Source organism: Algoriphagus algorifonticola, from assembly GCF_007655305.1.
Taxonomy (GTDB): domain Bacteria; phylum Bacteroidota; class Bacteroidia; order Cytophagales; family Cyclobacteriaceae; genus Algoriphagus; species Algoriphagus algorifonticola.
Genome location: NZ_VLOG01000039.1, coordinates 85,568 through 105,057, shown reverse-complemented (window position 1 = coordinate 105,057; position 19,490 = coordinate 85,568). Strand labels below are relative to the sequence as shown.

Annotated in this window: 20 protein-coding genes; 7 read left to right on the top strand and 13 right to left on the bottom strand. The window is 38.2% G+C overall.

What is annotated here, in order from left to right; translation table 11 throughout:
* Positions 1 to 5: 5 nt before the first annotated feature.
* From FL972_RS08830 to FL972_RS08810, 5 genes are all read right to left on the bottom strand, one after another.
* Positions 6 to 770 carry a DUF547 domain-containing protein gene (locus FL972_RS08830; RefSeq protein ID WP_245756405.1) on the bottom strand — a complete coding sequence of 255 codons (765 nt, stop codon included), beginning with the start codon at positions 768 to 770 and terminating at the stop codon, positions 6 to 8.
* 81 nt (positions 771 to 851) lie between these two features.
* A complete protein-coding gene (locus tag FL972_RS08825; protein ID WP_144604878.1) occupies positions 852 to 1,364 on the bottom strand; it encodes a rhodanese-like domain-containing protein in 513 nt (170 codons plus the stop codon).
* A gap of 36 nt (positions 1,365 to 1,400) precedes the next feature.
* The gene (locus FL972_RS08820) at positions 1,401 to 2,114 is read right to left on the bottom strand and encodes a Crp/Fnr family transcriptional regulator (RefSeq protein WP_144604875.1); all 714 of its coding nucleotides are present in this window, start codon (positions 2,112 to 2,114) and stop codon (positions 1,401 to 1,403) included.
* Between the two features lie 67 nt (positions 2,115 to 2,181).
* Entirely contained in the window at positions 2,182 to 2,655 is a 474-nt protein-coding gene (locus FL972_RS08815; protein ID WP_144604873.1) for a type I restriction enzyme HsdR N-terminal domain-containing protein, read from the bottom strand.
* Positions 2,656 to 2,684: 29 nt separating this feature from the next.
* Positions 2,685 to 3,359 (bottom strand): ComEA family DNA-binding protein, encoded by a 675-nt coding sequence (locus tag FL972_RS08810; RefSeq protein WP_144604871.1) that lies wholly within the window; start codon positions 3,357 to 3,359, stop codon positions 2,685 to 2,687.
* A gap of 181 nt (positions 3,360 to 3,540) precedes the next feature.
* On the opposite strand from FL972_RS08810, the gene hemA reads away from it, so the two are divergent.
* Together hemA and FL972_RS08800 are read left to right on the top strand one after the other, a co-directional pair.
* Positions 3,541 to 4,809, top strand: coding sequence for a glutamyl-tRNA reductase (gene hemA, locus FL972_RS08805; RefSeq protein ID WP_144604869.1), 1,269 nt, complete (start codon positions 3,541 to 3,543; stop codon positions 4,807 to 4,809).
* Between the two features lie 80 nt (positions 4,810 to 4,889).
* Positions 4,890 to 6,458, top strand: coding sequence for a WG repeat-containing protein (locus tag FL972_RS08800; RefSeq protein ID WP_144604867.1), 1,569 nt, complete (start codon positions 4,890 to 4,892; stop codon positions 6,456 to 6,458).
* A gap of 9 nt (positions 6,459 to 6,467) precedes the next feature.
* Here the strand turns inward: FL972_RS08800 and floA are convergent, their stop codons facing one another.
* The 3 genes from floA to proS form a co-directional block, all read right to left on the bottom strand.
* A complete protein-coding gene (floA, locus tag FL972_RS08795; protein WP_091654167.1) occupies positions 6,468 to 7,478 on the bottom strand; it encodes a flotillin-like protein FloA in 1,011 nt (336 codons plus the stop codon).
* Position 7,479: 1 nt separating this feature from the next.
* Positions 7,480 to 7,938, bottom strand: a complete 459-nt coding sequence (locus tag FL972_RS08790) for an NfeD family protein (protein ID WP_144604865.1) — start codon at positions 7,936 to 7,938, stop codon at positions 7,480 to 7,482.
* A 90-nt stretch (positions 7,939 to 8,028) separates the two neighbouring features.
* Positions 8,029 to 9,510 carry a proline--tRNA ligase gene (gene proS / locus FL972_RS08785; protein ID WP_144604863.1) on the bottom strand — a complete coding sequence of 494 codons (1,482 nt, stop codon included), beginning with the start codon at positions 9,508 to 9,510 and terminating at the stop codon, positions 8,029 to 8,031.
* A 122-nt stretch (positions 9,511 to 9,632) separates the two neighbouring features.
* On the opposite strand from proS, the gene FL972_RS08780 reads away from it, so the two are divergent.
* Positions 9,633 to 11,006 (top strand): hypothetical protein, encoded by a 1,374-nt coding sequence (locus FL972_RS08780; RefSeq protein ID WP_250161325.1) that lies wholly within the window; start codon positions 9,633 to 9,635, stop codon positions 11,004 to 11,006.
* Between the two features lie 78 nt (positions 11,007 to 11,084).
* Positions 11,085 to 12,599: an OmpP1/FadL family transporter gene (locus FL972_RS08775; protein WP_144604862.1), complete on the top strand. Its 1,515-nt coding sequence runs from the start codon at positions 11,085 to 11,087 to the stop codon at positions 12,597 to 12,599.
* On the opposite strand, the gene FL972_RS08770 is transcribed toward FL972_RS08775, so the two are convergent.
* From FL972_RS08770 to FL972_RS08760, 3 genes are read right to left on the bottom strand one after another with little or no spacing between them, the layout of a single operon-like run.
* Positions 12,589 to 13,119: a shikimate kinase gene (locus FL972_RS08770; RefSeq protein ID WP_144604860.1), complete on the bottom strand. Its 531-nt coding sequence runs from the start codon at positions 13,117 to 13,119 to the stop codon at positions 12,589 to 12,591. The two genes, FL972_RS08775 and FL972_RS08770, sit on opposite strands and share 11 nt — an antisense overlap.
* A complete protein-coding gene (locus FL972_RS08765; RefSeq protein ID WP_144604858.1) occupies positions 13,116 to 14,216 on the bottom strand; it encodes a BT_3928 family protein in 1,101 nt (366 codons plus the stop codon). The genes FL972_RS08770 and FL972_RS08765 overlap by 4 nt, the downstream gene beginning before the upstream one ends.
* Positions 14,209 to 14,754 carry a DUF1599 domain-containing protein gene (locus tag FL972_RS08760; protein WP_091654178.1) on the bottom strand — a complete coding sequence of 182 codons (546 nt, stop codon included), beginning with the start codon at positions 14,752 to 14,754 and terminating at the stop codon, positions 14,209 to 14,211. Before FL972_RS08760 ends, FL972_RS08765 begins: the two co-directional genes overlap by 8 nt.
* A 14-nt stretch (positions 14,755 to 14,768) precedes the next feature.
* Here FL972_RS08760 and folP point away from each other — a divergent pair, with 14 nt between their 5' ends.
* Together folP and cdaA are read left to right on the top strand one after the other, a co-directional pair.
* Positions 14,769 to 15,653 carry a dihydropteroate synthase gene (folP, locus tag FL972_RS08755; RefSeq protein ID WP_144604856.1) on the top strand — a complete coding sequence of 295 codons (885 nt, stop codon included), beginning with the start codon at positions 14,769 to 14,771 and terminating at the stop codon, positions 15,651 to 15,653.
* Positions 15,650 to 16,525 (top strand): diadenylate cyclase CdaA, encoded by an 876-nt coding sequence (cdaA, locus tag FL972_RS08750; protein ID WP_091654182.1) that lies wholly within the window; start codon positions 15,650 to 15,652, stop codon positions 16,523 to 16,525. The genes folP and cdaA overlap by 4 nt, the downstream gene beginning before the upstream one ends.
* A 200-nt stretch (positions 16,526 to 16,725) precedes the next feature.
* Here the strand turns inward: cdaA and kbl are convergent, their stop codons facing one another.
* A complete protein-coding gene (gene kbl / locus FL972_RS08745) occupies positions 16,726 to 17,919 on the bottom strand; it encodes a glycine C-acetyltransferase (RefSeq protein ID WP_144604854.1) in 1,194 nt (397 codons plus the stop codon).
* Between the two features lie 145 nt (positions 17,920 to 18,064).
* On the opposite strand from kbl, the gene FL972_RS08740 reads away from it, so the two are divergent.
* Positions 18,065 to 19,021 (top strand): NAD-dependent epimerase/dehydratase family protein, encoded by a 957-nt coding sequence (locus tag FL972_RS08740; RefSeq protein WP_144604852.1) that lies wholly within the window; start codon positions 18,065 to 18,067, stop codon positions 19,019 to 19,021.
* 49 nt (positions 19,022 to 19,070) lie between these two features.
* Here FL972_RS08740 and FL972_RS08735 read toward each other — a convergent pair whose 3' ends face one another.
* Positions 19,071 to 19,421: a Spx/MgsR family RNA polymerase-binding regulatory protein gene (locus FL972_RS08735; protein ID WP_091654188.1), complete on the bottom strand. Its 351-nt coding sequence runs from the start codon at positions 19,419 to 19,421 to the stop codon at positions 19,071 to 19,073.
* Positions 19,422 to 19,490: the final 69 nt, after the last annotated feature.

The following is a 19,490-nucleotide window of genomic DNA, read 5'->3' as shown; positions in this document are numbered from 1 at the left end:
AAATTCTACTCGTTCAAACTCCAGTTATAATCTAGATGATTGACTTTAGCGTTGGAAGAGATTTTCACTTTACTGTATTTGTTAAGGAAATCAACCAAACTACCTTTCTTGGTAAAATCACCTTTGAACCAAGAGAAAATTGAAGAAATCTGAACCTCATCTTTTGAGATTTTATTGTACTTAGGATTATTGATAAATTCCCTGGCAGACTGATCTAATTGCTGATCAATTTTTGATGCAACATAAGCCTCATTTTTCAAAGGAGGACAAGAAATAGATGCACAATTGATAGCAAAATGTATTCTTGGTTCATTAAATTCTTTTCGAAGAATTCCGTGTTCAATTTCATCCAAACTGGATTCCTGACCTCCAATGCTGAAAAACTTATAGTGCCACACATCCTTAATCAAAGGAATTTTCAACTTAGGTCCTAAATCACGGATACTCTCAACAGGATAATTATCTACGATTAATTTTACTGTAAAAGCATTATATGCATTAATCCAATAAGCAAGCTGCTCATTTTTACTCCAAGTCTTTCTGTCAGGAGCATTGCTTGAAAGCGAATTTAAATACTTTTCCAATTGAGGTTTGTCTTTGATAAAACCTTTGTAATCTACCAAGCCGTTTGGCTTTACATGTTTCTTAAGCAACTGATCCCAAAGTTCATGACTTGGAGGAGTCGTACCTGCCATTCCTATGCTGGAGTTTTTACAGCTTAAAATAGTCATGGTTAAAAATACCATGATCACTGTTTTGATAATGTTCATAATGTGTCTGTTTGGAATCATTTACGAGGTTAAGCAAAAGTAAGATTGAGCAAAATAACTTATTGTCCTGAGTCTGACATTTCATTCATATACTTTCACACCCTTATTGAGCCAAATACCCCAGGCACGTGTATAGGTGTGAACTTTATCTGTTCTATTTTCGCCCTTGTACAATGGATACTCTTCATTGGCCCAATGAATTATACCTCCATAGAGGTTGTAAACTTCATAGCCATTTTCTATCAACTTTTTTCCAATATTTTGAGATCTTGCTCCCACTGTGCAATACACTAGTACCGGTATTGACTTATCTAAACGATCTAGGCTAAAGGTTGGAAATTGATCATACCCAACCCAAACCGCACCTTTTAAATGACTGACTTGGTACTCTTCTTTTTCACGGGTATCAAGAACCTGATAGTAAGATAGATCATCAATTTCTTCTGGGTAAAGCACAGGGAAATCTTTTTCATAGAGCGTACTCAACAATGTCTTATATGCAAAAGACTGAGAAAGTGCCTCTTTGAAAGGGATAATCGAAAATAGAATCAAACCAATAATTAAGGAGAAAATGCCGGGTTTGGGTGCTTTCATACACACAAAACTTCAAAAAATACAATATGGTTCTGATTAAGCATAGAAATCCGAAAGCCTCGCTAAACCTCTTTTATCCTTAATGATAATTTTTTTACCCTCAAACTCTATCAGGCCATCCTTCTTAAATTCAGAAAGCAGACGGATTACGGATTCCGTGGCAGTACCAACGATCCCGGCAATTTCTTCTCGAGTTAAAATCAAATCAATTTTCTGGCTGTCTCCCCCTTCAATACCATATGAACTCGCAAGATGAATTAGGACAAATGCCAATCTTTCTCTTATACTTTTTTGGGTTGCATCAGTAAGTTTTTCTTCCATCACTCCCAATTCATGACTCAATTCCTTCGTTACTCTTTTAAAAAATTGAGTATTACCCAGTAAAGTATTCAAAAACGCCTCCTTGGGTATAAAGCAAATCTTAGCATCCTCAACTATCATCGCAGAATTGGTGTAGTTTTCTTCACCGAGCAGAGCGGCATAACCTAAAAAATCTCCCTCTTTTCCCAAATGGACAATTTGTTCTTTACCATTTGAGGCTGTTTTATACACTTTCACCACTCCAGAATTGATACAAAATATGCCTAACGGTTTGGTGCTTTCATAATACAGAATCTGACCTTTACGATGAGAAATCAAATTTTTATGATCTGAAATAGAGCAGACTTGCGCATGGGATAAGTCTGACATCAAGGAATATTTCCGACTGGCGCAGAGTTCACACGGCGTATTTCGAGGTTGATTAGACATACGGGTTTTTGATAAGTTTAATTTAATCAAGATAAAAAAATACTGACTATTATCATAGAATACACCACTATTTAGGGGCTTCCGGAAACTTTTTAAGCTGTATAAATTTCTTTTCTTCATATAACCATTGAAGGGAAATATGAACTAAACCATTGCTCAAAATCAGATACTCAGTCTGAAGTTGATGATGATAAAGGCAGGCTTGTTCTACGGTCTTTTGGTTGATGGGAACTTGAGGAGCTTTGCACTCAATTAACAGATAGGGCTTTCCTTCTGTATTCCAAACCACTAAGTCAGTTCTCTTTTGGAGCTGATTGTATTTTAGACCTTTTTCCAAGGTTAGCAAGCCCTTAGGGTAATTCAAATTTGAAATCAAATAGGAAATCCAATGTTGTCTAACCCATTCTTCCGGAGTCAGGACCAATTCCTTTTTTCTTAAACTGTCGAAAATCCAGAATTTTTGTTCTCTTTCTGAAATCTTCGACTGAATTTCGGGTAAATTTAAAATCGGTAATTGAAGTTTTCCTTCTTCGGATTTCATATTCCAAAGATGGCAGGAATTCTTAAAAATTAATCCGAAAAAGACAAATAGGGAGATAATTTCTTCACCCAATCTTCCTTGAATATTTTAATTTTTAAGAGATCATCGGCGCTTGAAAATGGCCCATGTTGATTTCGGAAAGCAAAAATTACTTTAGCCTCCCCATAACCTATGTATGGATGTTTCGCTAGCGTATTAATGTCAGCCTGGTTGATGGAGATTTTCCTAAGACTTGGTCGATCAAAGTCAAAATAATTCCAGATTTGGTCAGCCACTTCTTCTTTCATTCCAAATACTTCTTTTAACTGATCTTTATGAACCAATCCACCTAAGTTCTCACGAAATTTAATAACCCTTGATGCCATTGCTGGCCCTATTCCCGGAACTATCTGCAATGTGATGGAATCAGCCTCTGAGAATAATATTTTTTGAACTGAGGCCGGTAAAATAACTTTTCCCGTATCTAAAGGGTTGAAAATAGGTAATGGAGAAGTAGCTGGCTCAAAACCACTTATCGATAAAGAGTCAATCAAATAATCTATTCTATACTGTTTTATCTCTGATTTCCTTCCCTGAACCTTTTGTATGAAAAAAGGAAGACAGATTATGAAGAATAAAAACGGAATAAATAGCACCAAACCTTTAGACTCTTTGTTGCTAAGGCCGAGATAGAGTTTAAGGAAATAAAAAAGCTTCTTGATCATAAAAAATATCAATAGATTTCTTCAATAACGTATAAGTTAAGAATATTGGACTAACATTCAAAAATTACCGAACTTTGAAAGGTTAAATTTAATTTAGACGAATTCTAAATTGATCAAGGATTATAAGAAAAAATCCTTTGAAGCTGATTTGTCTCTTAAATTTGCACCCAAGACTGATGCTATGCAGATAAAATTTAGAGCTTTAAGTTTATCACACAAAACCGCCCCCGTTCAAATCAGGGAACTGATAGCATTAGATGATCAAGCTATCCACAGTATTTTAATCAAGCTGAAAGAATTTTTCAGCCTTGGAGATGCTTTGATTCTATCTACATGTAATCGGACAGAAGTCTATTACAGCCATGATTTGGATCTTAGCACGGAGATCATCAAGCTAATTGGTTTGGAAAAAGGAATGACTGATGTCGTTGATTATTTCGATTATTTTGAGATTTTCAATGATGACAAGTCTGCCATCAATCATTTATTCAGAGTCTCCATGGGTCTAGAAGCCCAAGTAGTAGGAGATATTCAAATATCAAATCAGGTAAAAAGAGCTTATCAGGCAGCAGCCGATTTAGACATGGCAGGTCCGTTTCTTCATCGCTTGATGCACACAGTATTTTTTACCAATAAAAGGATTGTACAGGAAACTTCCTTCCGAGACGGTGCTGCTTCTTTGTCTTACGCTGCTATCGAACTGATTGAGAGTTTAACATCAAATACTTATCAGCCTAGGGTTTTATTGATTGGTGTAGGTGAAATTGGAGAGGATGTGGCTAAAAACATGGTCTACCTCCCTGACGCAAAAGTCAAAATCACCAATAGAACTCAATCTAAAGCAGAAGCAATTGCTGCTGAATTAGGTTTTGAAGTGGTTCCTTTTGATGATTGTTTGGACGCAATGAAAGAAGCTGATGTTATTGTTAGCTCCATTCAGCGCTCAGAACCCTTCATCACCAAGAAATTGATCAGTGATTTTGAAATTCAATCTTACAAATTACTGGTTGACCTTTCGGTTCCTAGGTCTATTGAAACTACTGTAGAAGATATCCCTGGAGTTATACTATATAATGTAGACAACATTCGAAGTAAAGCTACAGAGGCATTGGATAAACGTCTTGCTGCCATTCCAAGAGTTGAAGAAATCATCGAAGAAACTATTGAGGAATTCTCCGGCTGGAAAAAAGAGATGCTTGTATCCCCTACCATCAATAAATTAAAGCAGTCTCTCGAGCAAATCAGGCAAGAAGAACTGGCTAGATTTATGAAAAATGCTTCCGAGGAGGAATTTGCAGTAATCGACAAGATTACCAAGAGCATGATGCAAAAAGTCCTCAAGGTTCCGGTAGTACAATTGAGAGCAGCCTGTAAAAGAGATGAGGCTGAGGAAATGATAGAATTCATTTCAGATCTTTTCGATTTGAATCAGGAAAAGACTGAAAATTAAAAATAACTCATACCATTAAACGACCAAAAGGGACTTTCCTCTTTTGGTCTTTTTGTATCCACTCCATTGCAAGTCGTCCTATGACTCAAACTTTACGCTCTACTCTCCTACTTTTATTATGCACTGTATTGATTCATTTCTCTACAAAAGCTCAAACATGGGAAGTTTACGATTATGATCTCCAGCTGAAAAGCAGATTGGTCTATCAGTCCATCGCCTTATTGAGCGATGCGGTGAAGATTGGTAAAAATGAGAATGGACTATTCTTACTGTCCAGTGATTATAAACCAGCAGTCCAATTAGAAGGAAAAGAGGTTTATCAATTTTTGGAACCCTGGATTCTTATGAAAGGAGAAAAGGGCATTGGTGCTTATCATGAGTACGGTCAAAAAGTTCTCAATTTGGAGTTTGATGAAATTCAAACTTATTACAACTTTTTGTTAGCTCGAAAAGGAAACGAGTATTGGGTATATCAAAGAGGGAAAGGGACGACAAATTACTTGGGAGAACTTGATGAAGCGAAAATTTCAAAAGTTGGACAAATCATTTCCCGAAAAGGAAACTCGTACTTTCTTCCGCTTTCTTCCAATCCAGATCGGCCATTTGAGAAGTTAGAGGACAACGATGGCGAATATATTTTGGCAAAGACTAAGGATGGCTATGGCTTAGTGAATGTTGAGGGAAATCTAGTCTTAGATCCGGTAATTGATGAATTACAACATACCAAAGGTAATTTCTATTATGGCTTTGATGAGGGGCAATATGTACTTATTGAAGGCGATTTGGTACAAGCAAATATCAGGTACAATTCTTACCACAAAATCACCTATCAAGATGGGTTGATGCTAGAATATATTCACGGAAAACTCCGAAGAGTGATGGAGGGGGATGGAATTCTTCTGGATGCTGTAGGAATGACAGAGGTAATAAGAATCGATCAAGATCTGTATAATGTCAGATTCAGAGACGGAAAGCTTGGCTTACTTGGAATAAAAGGGTGGTTGGTTAATCCGACAGATAGCTTGGAGAAAATAGAAAATGGATCTGAAGGTTATTTTCCTGCCAGAAAAAAGGGGCAATATGGCTTTGTAAATAGAGAAGGAAAATGGCTGATCAAACCGACATACGATCTTTCGCTTAATTATTCCGAGCAAATAGCTGCTATTAAGTCCGGACTTTATTGGGGTGCCATTGACAATTATGGAAAAGTTATTCTTAACCCAGAATGGGAAGAAATAAAAGCCTTTCAAGGTGGTTTTGGTGTAGGTAAAAAAGAAAATCGATTCTACCTCTTTTCGAAAGATGGCAATCAATTAACTCCTGGAGGGTTCAACAAAATTTGCAGAATCGATAATGGTTATTTCTTGGTAGAAAATGATCAAAAGGTTGGTCTGCTGGACCCAAATGGAAAGCAGGTCCTATCCACTGAGTATGAATATTTAAAAAGGGAAAGAGGAAATTGGGTCATAGCCAGGAAAAATAATAAGAGCGGACTAATAGATGAAAAAGGAGAAACGCTCTTACCCTTTGATTATGAGGAAATCCTTATTGATAATGCAAACAGGCAAATTTTGGTAAGAGGAAGTTATCAGCCTATTGTGGTCGTAGAACCTGAAACGCAGGGAAGAAAAAGAAAAAGGGGCAATTAAGCCCCTTTCTTATTTTTTATCTCCTCTGGATTTTCCAGAATCTTTAGAATCATCATCCGATTTTGCGATTGATTCTCTCATGGAAGTATCAGACTTAATATTCTCCATTCTATAGTAGTCCATCACTCCCAGTTTTCCTGATCGGAAGGCCTCAGCCAGAGCCTTAGGGACTTCTGCTTCCGCTTCAATTACTTTTGCTCTCATTTCTACATTACGAGCTTTCATTTCTTGTTCCAAAGCAACGGCCATGGCTCTTCTTTCTTCAGCTTTGGCTTCAGCCACTTTCAAATCTGCAGAGGCCTGATCAATTTGCAATTTTGCTCCAATGTTTGTTCCCACATCGATATCAGCAATATCAATGGATAGAATTTCAAATGCTGTCCCCGCATCCAAACCTCTTTGTAATACCAGTTTGGAAATTTTATCAGGGTTTTCCAATACGCTTTTATGCGTATCAGCAGAACCGATTGAGGTCACAATTCCTTCTCCTACTCTTGCCAAAATAGTGTCCTCTCCTGCTCCACCTACCAGTTGAGCGATGTTTGCCCTTACAGTAACTCTAGCCTTTGCGATCAATTGAATCCCATCAGCGGCCACGGCGGCTACATTAGGCGTATTGATTACTTTTGGATTTACAGAAATCTGAACAGCTTCAAACACATCTCTACCAGCCAAATCAATGGCTGTTGCCTGCTTGAAGGTCAAGTTGATATTCGCCTTATCAGCAGAGATCAATGCCCTTATAACATTAGGCACATTACCTCCCGCCAGATAATGGGTTTCCAGATCATTAGTAGTTAAATCCAAACCAGCCTTTGTGGCCGTAATCATTGAATTCACAATAATGCTTGGTGGCACCTTTCTTATTCTCATTCCGATAAGCTCCCCAATGCCTACTCTTACATTGGCAAATTGAGCGGTAATCCAAAGATTAACCGGCACAAAGTATAAAAAGATGAAAAGTAAAATGATGCCGGCAAATGCGGCTATCAAAATGAAAATTGAACTAGATGGATCCATATTATTTGACTATTATTTTATTGTTTTCAACCTTGATAATGGTAATATCTGACTCTACGGGAATAAATCCTGTTTCGGACTTTACTTCATATATAGAGTCCTTAAAGGACGCTTTTCCGATCGGTTTGATATCTGAAATAGCCTTCCCCTTCATGCCCGCTTCCAATCCTAAAGTCCTTCCGTCAAAAGTCCCCCCTTTTATTGCGGACTTAAGGGAAAACTTGTCCCAAACCCCTGAGCGAAACCCATAAATCACTGCCGCTAAATTCAAAATAGCAGCAATGCCGGTGATCCACCAGGCAGTTTCTGCAGAGTAAATACTAAATGCATAAATGACTCCTGCCAAACTGATCACTAATCCCAATATCCCCACTACCGTGGTTCCTGGAATGAATAATACTTCTGCGAGCAATAATATTAATCCTATTCCCAAAAGACTAGCTAAAATGACTATACTCATAAGTAAAGAGATTAGATTCCTAAAATACTAGAAACAATTGAACCCGTAACATTTTGCAAAAAAAAACCCGGAATTAAATCCGGGTGAAGTTTAATAGGCTTTAGCAAACAAGACTCTGCCTTGAGATGGCTTACCTGTGAGAATACATTTACCTTCTTCCTCTTTCTGATCCAAAGGAATACAACGTATTGTCGCCTTTGTCAATTCCTTAATTTTATCCTCGGTTTCAGAAGTCCCATCCCAATGAGCAGATACAAATCCTGCTTTATCATTTAATACTTCCTGAAATTCATCCCAAGAGTTGACCTCAGTAGTTTTTTCTTTTCTAAAGCTTAAAGCCTTTTGATATATACTATCCTGAATCTCCTCCAATAATTTTGGAATCATAATCTCTATAGGTTCTGAAGAAAGATCAAAGGTTGACTTCGTTAAAGTATCTCTTCTGGCCAATTCTATGGTTCCATTTTCGAGATCTCTTGGGCCTATCGCTATTCTTAATGGCACACCCTTCAATTCATATTCAGCAAATTTCCATCCCGGTTTGTGCGTATCCCTATTATCAAACTTAACAGATACCCCAACTTTTCTTAAAGCAGCCATGATTTCATTCGCCTTTTCAGAAATAGCCTTCAACTCTTCTTCAGCTCTATAAATAGGAACAATAACAACCTGAATTGGGGCCAATTTTGGAGGCAAAACCAATCCATTATCATCTGAATGAGCCATGATTAGGGCACCCATTAAACGTGTACTGACTCCCCATGAGGTTCCCCATACGAAATCAAGACCACCTTCTTTAGTCGCAAATTTTACATCAAATGCCTTTGCAAAATTCTGTCCAAGAAAATGGGAAGTTCCAGCTTGCAGCGCCTTACCATCCTGCATCATAGCTTCAATACAGAAGGTCTCATCTGCTCCGGCAAATCTTTCATTCTCAGTTTTTCTACCTTTTACAACTGGTAAAGCCATGAATTCTTCAGCAAACTGAGCGTAAATATTCATCATCTGAACGGTTTCATCCATCGCCTCTTCTTTGGTAGCATGGGCTGTATGCCCTTCTTGCCATAAAAACTCAGCGGTACGGAGGAAAAGCCTAGTTCTCATCTCCCATCTTACCACATTTGCCCATTGATTAACTAAAAGCGGTAAATCACGATAGGATTGAATCCAATTTTTATAGGTGCTCCAAATAACTGTTTCAGAAGTGGGTCTTACAATCAGTTCTTCCTCCAATTTTGCATCAGGATCAACAATAACCCCAGAACCATCTTCTGCATTTTTCAATCTGTAATGAGTGACTACCGCGCATTCTTTGGCAAAGCCTTCCACGTGTGAAGCTTCTTTGCTCAAAAATGATTTAGGAATAAATAAAGGGAAGTATGCATTGGTATGGCCAGTTTCTTTAAACATTCGATCGAGCTCGGCCTGCATTTTTTCCCAAATAGAGTATCCATAGGGTTTGATAACCATGCAACCTCTGACTGCTGAATTTTCGGCTAGGTCGGCACGCTTCACTAACTCGTTGTACCATTGGGAATAATCCTCGCTACGCTTTGGTAATCCTTTACTCATACTTGTTGATTTGGATATGAAATGTCTATATTTTTGCTAAATTGAGCGGGGCAAATATAACTTAAAAAGTATAACCCTTCACTCGGTACGCCGTATAACATAGTAACAATCCAACTTCTAGTATGAAGAAATTTTCAAAAATATTAACTCCAGCAGTCATAGGGACATTTATCCTTGCTTCTTGCAGTACATCTCAGATGGCATCTAGAGGCGAGTCGGATAATTTATATTTTATGGCTTCTGACGCAAAACTTGTCAATCAGTATGCTGTTCAAAACAACAACCCTGAGACCTTTCAGGAGTTTGATGCCCTAAACAATGTACCTGATGAAAGCTTTTCAAGCAGAAATGTAAATCCTGATTACCTTTCAAGATACCAATCAGAATCAGTAGAAACTGGTGATGAGGTAGTTTATTTTGATGAATTTGAAGGGCAACAAAATTCAGGAAACATAGACGCATATAATAACTACCGCGTCGGAGGAGCAAATAACGGTGCATTTAACAACCCCTCTATTAATTTCAACATGGGAATCATGAATGGATTTAGTCCGTGGGGCTTTGGATTCTATGACCCTTTCTGGGGACCTGGATGGGGATTCAGACCAGGATTCAATCTTAGCCTTGGATTTGGTTGGGGTAATCCATTCTTTGGTTCTTTTGGACGTCCCTTCGGCATGGGCTTCTATGATCCTTTCTGGGGTCCAGCATTTGGTCCGAGATTTGGTGGATGGGGTTTTCCTAATTATGCATTCGGAGGATTTCCTGCCTGGGGTGGCGGATGGGGATTCCCTGTTTATGCTGGTAATCCAATCTATGTGCTTCCAGGAAGTGAATTTGGAGACCGAAGAGTAGTGAGAGGTGCAAGACCAACTCGTGGAGCAGGATTAGCAGGGGCAGGTTTTGATAGAGCCAGTTCAGCTGCTTTGCCTAGTACAGCCAGAGCGGAAGCCAGAAGAAACGTATTGAATCAAAACAGAGGTCTAGTAGGGTCAGATAGAGCAAGATCTACTTCTCGTGACTTCAGCTCAAGTCAAAATGACTATTATAACTCTGGTAGATCTAGAGTTTCAACTTCAAGAGCTGGGGCCCGGTCTGCAAGTTCACCTGCTTTAGACAGATCGTCTTCAATTAGAACAAGAAGTGCAATGCCTTCAGCAAGACCAACAATGAGATCTTATGGAAACACAAATTCCAGAAGTAGCATGAACAATTATAGAAGACCATCTTCTAGTCCATCCTATGGTAGATCATCAAGTCCTTCTTATAATAGAAGCGCGGTACCAAGCAGAAGTGCTAGCCCTTCATACAATAGAGGTTCAAGCGGTTCAAATTCAAGAAGTGTTTATACTCCTAGCAGAGGTTCTTCCGGAGGTAGCGTAAGCGTACCAAGTAGAAGTTCTTCCGGTGGAGGAGGAATGAGTTCTGGTGGATCCCGAGGAGGGGGCGGCGGAAGTAGCTCCTCATCAGGATCCAGAGGAGGAAGGGGGAATTAATTCCCCCCTTTTTTTTGCCAAAATCTAACCAAAAAGTACATTTTTACCGTTATATCTAGGAAATCAACAATTTATTTAATGAAAGTTCAATCTTCTATTTTCATAGCAGTCATGCTCTTTTGGTCCACTCAATCTTTTGGTCAAAGTGGATATTTTGAAGATGCATTAAGATTTAGCCAAAATGTACCAGCAGGTTCAGCAAGAATGATTGGTATAGGGGGAACTCAATGGTCCTTAGGAGGTGACGTTTCAAACATTGCTGGAAATCCAGCCGGACTTGGTTTCTTTAGAAAATCTGAAGCCAGCATCACATTTGGATATTCAGACTGGAGAGTTGACACCCAATATTTGGGGCAGCCTAGACAATATAATACCAGTAATTTTTCAATCCCCAACCTTTCGGTCGTTTTCGCTAACCCTAAAGGCCCCTTAAATAGAGGCGCATTCAAGGGAGGTTCCTTTGGTATCAGCATCCAAAGAATAGCGAATTTTAATACGGAATATGGATACTTTTCAGACCAGTTAGGAGAAACATCAATTCTAGATTTTTACATCCAGGATGCCTTTGGTATTCCAGAAAGTCAGATAGAAAATTTTGGATTAACTGGACTTGCTTACTTAACTTATCAAATCAATCCAATTTTTGAAGATGATAATGGAAACCCTATTTCAAATCCTGATAGGTACGACTCTTTTGTCACTGGATTCCCATTTCAAGACGAAAATATTACTCAAGAGGGAAATGCAAGTCAAATAACTTTTTCCTATGGAGCAAACTTTAATCATAAAGTATTTGTGGGAGGCTCTTTAGGAATTAGATCCTTAAATTTTGCTTCCAGAAAAATATATAATGAAGAATTTCCAGATGGACCATTGATTTCCTCTTCACTGAGGGAAAATCTATTTATCAATGGTACAGGGGTTAATTTAAATCTTGGCTTAATCTATAAACCAATCGATTATGTAAACCTTGGGTTTAACTTCCAAAGCCCAACCTGGTACTCTCTAAATGAGGAGTATGACGCCAGAATTATAGCTGATTACGATAATTTTTTCTTCGAGCCTGAAAACGAATTATTGAACAGAGTGGAAGCTGCCACAGATTTTATCCTAAGCCGATATGGACTCAATTCTCCTCTGAAGTTAGGGGCCGGAGCGACTTTCTTCTTAGGGAAAAATGGATTTATTTCAGCAGATGTGGATTATGTAGACTTTAGCGCTGCAAGATTAAATTCCAATGATTTTAACGAAGGTCCGGATAACCAAGCTATCAGAGATTTCTACACCAGCACATTGAATTTCCGACTTGGTGGAGAAGCAAGATTGGATATTTTTAGAATAAGAGCGGGCTTTGCACACTTTGGAGATCCTTACAGCAACTCTAACTTCGATAGAAGTATGCAGCAATATAGTGGAGGGTTTGGAGCCAGATTAAATAATTTCACTATTGATTTTGCTGTGGTAAACAGAAGATCGAACGCTTTATATAACTCTTACCAAGTGCTGGATCAGCAGGGAAATAATATTGGACCATTCACTGAGTTGAATAATAGTATTTTCTCAGGGGTTTTGACTTTAGGAATTACTTTCTAAGCTGGTGAATTAGCTCAGATATTAAAAGCTCAGTGGAGAAATCAGATCCACTGAGCTTTATTTTTGCCATATTGTAATACTCTTCTCTTTCTGCCAGAAGGTTTTTTAATTTGAGGATAATCTCACCTCCCTCCATGCCTTGGAACATGGGTCTATTTTGAATTCTAGCTCCCTCCAAGCGATCAGAAATATCATTTAGAGGTACATCCAAATAAACCGAAATGGCCATAGAGTTAATCAAATCCATGTTGTCATTAAAGCAGGGACAACCTCCTCCTGACGCTAAGACAAATGACCTATCATAACTCAATGCCTGAGCCAACATTTCAGATTCCATTTCTCTAAACTTCCCCTCTCCCATTCTGGAAAAAATGTCTGGGATTTTCATTTTATTTTTTTGCTCGATCATAGCATCCAAATCATAAAAAGGGAAGTTTAAGGACTGAGCTAATTGTCTTCCAAAAGTACTTTTGCCTGAACCTGGAAGCCCTACCAAAACTACTTTTAAATGCTCGCTCATTGAATATACAAATCTAAAACCTCTGAAGCATCAGGAGTATTGTTATGATGAAACTTACCGATAACGGTTCCTTCTTTCAGCAACATGATGCCTGGGTTTGACCTGACTATTGTCTTCACTACGGTAGCATCTGCCTGCAAAGCAAGGATATCCCAACCTTGGTCTATTAACAACTGGTCAATCTCTTCTTGAGATGCCGCTGCAACCAAAACCACTTGGATAGGAGAGCTCTTTAAGTCCTTCACCAAAGCATCAATTTCATCCAAATTTGAAGAACTCATCTTAGCTCGATTGCTAATTAAAATCAACAATTTATTTCCTGAAAAAATCTCTTCAGAATAATCTCCGTCCTCATTCCAAACCGCGAAATCAGAAATTTTCGGAAGGGCTTCGGGATTTTTTAATACCATTTCCACAAACTCATACCCTACCTCTGTTGGATATTGGTCTAAAGACACTGTTTGCCCATCTTTCTTCATGATATATGAATATTGTAATGGAGAGGATGGCTGCATACTTTTGGGGATATTGACCCCAATTTTATATGCTCTAAAATCAAGAAAAGGCAGATTTCTAATCGCTGTGATTGATAAAATCAAAGATAAAACTGCCACTGCTATCACAGATTTTTTTGCCCATCCCGGGGAATGAGTTGGAAGGTGATTTCTCAATAATAAAATACCGCCGATCAAAACCATTAGGATCACATCCTTATAGAAAGACTCCCATGGAGTCAACTTTATTGCATCACCAAAACATCCACAATCAGTTACTTTGTTGAAATAGGCTGAGAAAAAAGTTAAAAATGTGAAAAAGAGAATCATGGCCGCTAATGCCCAAGCAGTCAATTTACTCTTTACACCCAAAATGAGCATCACTCCCAAAACCACCTCAAGCACAACCAATACCACTCCAATGTATAATGCAAACGGTTTGAAATAGATGAAAAATCCAGCAATGTCATTTGAGAAAACATCAAAATACTCTTCCAGCTTAATAGCTGTTCCTACTGGATCATTCACTTTGATCAGGCCTGAGAAAATAAATAGACCTCCTACCAAAAGTCTCAAAACCCACAATATTCCTTTATTAAGCATGGTAATTCAATTTTATTAAACAAAACACTGAATAATTGATCATGTCCTGATAATTGGCCTCTATCCCTTCAGACACTAAGGTTTGGCCTTCATTGTCCTCTATTTGCTTTACTCTGTAAAGTTTCATCAAAATAATATCTGTCATTGAGCTCACCCGCATATCTCTCCATGCTTCTCCATAGTCATGGTTCTTGTTTTCCAAAAGTCCTTTGGTTTGACTGACCCATTTATCGTACACAGGCTCTATGTCATCAAATGGAATTTCCATCCTTTCATCTTTTTCAAAACTAATTTGCAATAAAGCGATCAGACAATAATTGATGATTCCGACAAATTCGTCTACAATGGGGTCCTCTACTTTCTGATTTCCTTTTTCCTGAATAGAGCGAATCCGCTGGGCTTTGATAAAAATTTGATCTGTAATAGAAGAAAGCCTTAATATCCTCCAAGCTGTTCCATAATCGATGGTTTTCTTGCGGAATAGTTCTTTACAACGGGCAATTACTTGCGTATATTCGTTACTCGTTTTGTTTTCCAATTTATTCTAATTTAATGTTACCTGCCAACGGCGTGACTTCTTCGATCGAAGATAAATTATTTCCTCAAAAATATACACTTCAAATTAAGGGAAGGCTTTTTCATTGGGAAAAGCCACAAATTATGGGTATTTTAAACAGTACTCCTGATTCTTTTTTTGATAAAAGTCGAGTAAAGGCGGAAAAGAACATTATTTTGAAGAAGGCTGAAGAAATGATTCAGCAAGGGGCGAGCATTTTAGATATCGGTGGATACAGCAGCCGACCGGGCGCATCAGAAGTAAGTGTTGAAGAAGAGTTGAATAGAGTGATCCAACCTGTAATATGGATTAATAAAGAGTTTCCGGAAGTATTGATATCTATTGACTCCTTTAGGTCAAGAGTTGCCAAAGAAGCAGTTGAGGCAGGCGCTCACCTTGTCAATGATATCAGCGGAGGAGAGTTAGATAAGGATATGTTTGGAACAGTCGCCCAACTTAATGTACCCTATATCATGATGCACATGAGAGGGAATCCGGCGACAATGCAAACAAAAACGAATTATTCTGACATTCTTGTTGAAATATTGAACTATTTCGCGGAAAAACTGGATGTTATAAGAAAGTTTGGCATCAAAGATGTAATTATTGACCCGGGTTTCGGCTTTGCAAAAAACTTGGAACAAAATTATTTTCTTTTAAGAAACTTAGATTATTTAAAGGCCTTGGGACTCCCTATTTTGGCAGGACTTTCTAGGAAATCCATGATTTACAAAATCTTGGATTGTGATTCTTCCGAAGCCTTGAATGGAACAACTGCCTTAAATATGGTAGCGCTATTAAAAGGTGCTAACATCCTGAGAGTTCATGACGTTAAAGAAGCAAATGAAACCCTAAAATTATATAAACAATTATACCCTTGACCTTACTTTTTAAAATAGGATTCTTAGAAATATCCATCGTCAATATGATCGATATTGCGCTGGTATCTTTTCTATTGTATCAAGTCTACAAATTGCTGAAAGGGAGTGTTGCGATCAAGATTTTCTTGGGCTTCCTCTCAATTTACCTTGTTTACCTATTAGTGCGTGCCCTTAGAATGGAATTGCTTTCCTCTATTCTTGGCCAATTTATGGGAGTAGGTGTTATCGCTGCAATTATCATTTTTGCCCCCGAAATCAGAAAGTTCCTCCTTTTGATTGGAAGATCTTCCTTATTGTCAGACGATAATGTCTGGAAAGACATTCTGTTCTTTTGGAGAAAAAAGGACAATTCCTCCTTCAATATCAGTCCTATAATTGATGCGTCCAAAACTTTGGCGGGTTCCAATACCGGCGCATTAATGGTTATTTCAAAAAGCACAGAACTGAAATTTTACGCTGAAAGTGGAGATATTCTGGATGCAGAGCTTTCTAAAAGATTATTGGTTTCGATTTTCAATAAATACAGCCCACTCCATGATGGAGCTGTGATTATTCATAACGGGAAAATAAAAGCGGCTCGTTGTATTTTACCTGTAACAGAGCGTGAAGTACCTGCCCAATTTGGTTTAAGACACCGCGCAGGTATAGGGATGTCGGAGGCAACTGACGCAGTGATTCTCATTGTCTCAGAAGAAACGGGCCAGATTTCAATGGCAAAAAATGGGAAAGTTTTGCATAATATGTCTTTCCAAGAGGTAAGGGAAACCCTGAACGATTACCTTAACAGCTTGGATGTAGACTCAAGATTTGAAAACCTGGAAGACTACGAAATGAAAAAGAAAAGAAAACTGGCTATGACCAGTAAATCATAAAAAAAAAGCCGAACATTCAGTTCGGCTTTTTTTATATCAATATCTGCTTTCTTATCAGTAAGAAGAAGAATATGGCTTAGAATTAGGCCAAATAATCAGAATCCCGATTCTTCGGTCTTCGGTCATCGGTCATCGGTCTTCCAACCGGTAAAGCAAAGAAAATATGGTTAGTGGCAAGATTGCCGATAATCAGATTATTTTTAAATAACTTTCAATTCTTTTCCTACTTCAATGAAAGCATTGATTGCCTGATCTAAATGTTCGCGATCATGTCCGGCTGAGATTTGAACACGAATTCTAGCTTGCCCTTTAGGGACTACAGGATAATAAAATCCTATCACATAAATTCCCTTTTCCAATAGCTTTTCTGCCATTTTTTGGGATAGCACCGCATCATACAGCATCACGGGTACAATAGGATGAGTACCCGCCTTGATATCGAATCCAGCCTCGGTCATCTTTGCTCTGAAATACTGGGTATTTTCTTCTAGTTTATCCCGTAATTCAGTTGTCTCTGATAGCAAGTCCAAGACAGCAATTGAGGCACCTGTAATAGAAGGAGCTAAAGTGTTAGAAAACAAATACGGTCTTGAGCGCTGTCTCAACAATTCAATGATTTCTTTTCTTCCAGATGTAAAACCACCTGAAGCACCACCAAGTGCTTTACCCAATGTGCCGGTAATTATATCCATCTTACCCATTACATTGCAAAGCTCGTGAACTCCCCTACCAGTTTTACCCATGAAGCCTGTTGAATGACATTCATCTGACATCACCAAAGCCTCATATTTTTCTGCCAATGCTACAATTTTATCGAGTTGAGCAATGGTTCCATCCATGGAGAACACTCCATCAGTCACAATGATTTTTTGTTTGGCTCCTTTAGCAACAGCATCTTTCAGCTGTGCTTCCAAATCCTCCATATTGTTATGCTCATATCTATAGCGCATAGCTTTACACAGACGAACGCCATCAATGATTGAAGCATGATTCAAGGCATCGGATATGATAGCGTCCTCAGGGCCTAATAATGGCTCAAACACCCCGCCGTTTGCGTCAAAGGCAGCAGCGTAAAGGATTGTATCTTCAGTGCCCAGAAATTCAGAGATTTTTCTCTCAAGTTCTTTATGAATATCCTGAGTACCGCAAATAAAACGAACAGAAGACATACCAAAACCGTGTGTATCAATTGCTTTTTTGGCAGCCTCAACCACCTTAGGGTGTGAGGACAGTCCCAGGTAATTATTCGCACAAAAGTTTAATACCTTTTTTCCTCCGAATATTGTAATCTCAGCAGCTTGAGGAGAAGTAATTACCCTTTCTCTCTTAAACAATCCTGCTTCTTCTATGGATTTTAATTCCTCTTGTAATTTGGGTTTAAATTGATCGTACATTTTAAAATTTTATTTACTGATAATTTTCGATTCCCATTGGTCAAAAATTCTGTTTGACCCTCTGATTTTTCTTACTTTTGCGCAAGCAAACCCAAATATAAACAAAAAGCCTCGGAAGGATGAGGGCTTTTTTAAACACCTGAAAATGGAAAAAATCTTAATCATTGGTGCTGCTGGACAACTGGGTTCAGAACTTACCAAAGCATTAGCGGATAGAGTTGGAGGAGAGCATGTAATCGCAACAGATTTGAGGGATTCTGCAAGAGATTCTTTTGATTACTGCAGATTTGAAGTGCTGGATGTTTTGAACAAAGAAGCTCTTTCTGATTTGGTAAAAGAAGAAAATGTAAGTCAGATTTACCATTTAGCAGCTGTACTTTCTGCGACTGGAGAGAAGAATCCTCATTTCGCTTGGCATCTAAATATGGAAAGCTTACTTTCTGTTTTAGAACTAGGAAAAGAAACCAAATTGGATAAAATCTATTGGCCTTCCTCCATTGCTGTATTTGGTCCAAATACCCCGAAACTCAATACGCCACAATATTGTGTCAAAGAGCCCAACACGGTTTATGGAATCAGTAAGCAAGCCGGAGAGAGATGGTGTGAATACTACTTCCAAAAATATGGAGTAGATGTCAGAAGCTTAAGATATCCAGGATTGATCGGTTACAAATCTCTTCCAGGAGGTGGAACTACTGATTATGCAGTAGATATTTATCATAAGGCTTTGGCAGGGGAAAAATTCAATTGTTTTCTTAGAGAGGATTCCAACCTTCCAATGATGTATATGCCTGATGCTATTAAGGCGACCTTGGATTTGATGGATGCACCAAAAGAGGCTATAAAAGTTAGATCCAGTTACAATTTGGCTGGAATGAGTTTCACTCCAAAGGAAATCTTCGAAAGTATCAAAAAACACCTCCCTGAATTTGAAATAGAGTACCAACCTGACTTTAGGCAGCAGATTGCAGATTCATGGCCCGACAGTATAGATGACAGCAAAGCTAGGGAGGATTGGGGCTGGCAACCAGATTTCACCTTAGATGCGATGACTAAAGACATACTTGAAAATTTACCGGATTATTTTCCAGTGGAAAAATAATCTGGATATAAGAAAAAAGCCTGGTAGTCCATTCTACCAGGCATTTTTTTTATAGTTTCTCTGAAATCAACTTCTCATCAAAACCCAAAGTTAGACTTGTATCAGGATACAGAATTATCGGTCTTTTAATCATACTGGAATTTTCAGCCAAAATAGGAACGGCTGTTTCTTTTTGTTCTAAGTCTTTCCTTTGCTGCTCGTCCATTTTACGGTAAGTCATTCCTTTCTTATTGACCAATTGGTCCAATTCAGTCTTTTCTAAAAATTTGTTTAAGAGATCAGAAGAGGGTTTTTGCTTTTTGTAATCGATAAACTCATAGTCAACTCCCTTTGAATCCAGGTAGTCAAAGGTTTTTTTCATCGTATTACAATTCTTGATTCCGTAAACTTTCACTGACATAATTAATATATTGAGTTTTGTTTTTTAATTAATATTAAAGCCAAGAGTCATTCAAAACCCCAAATCAAA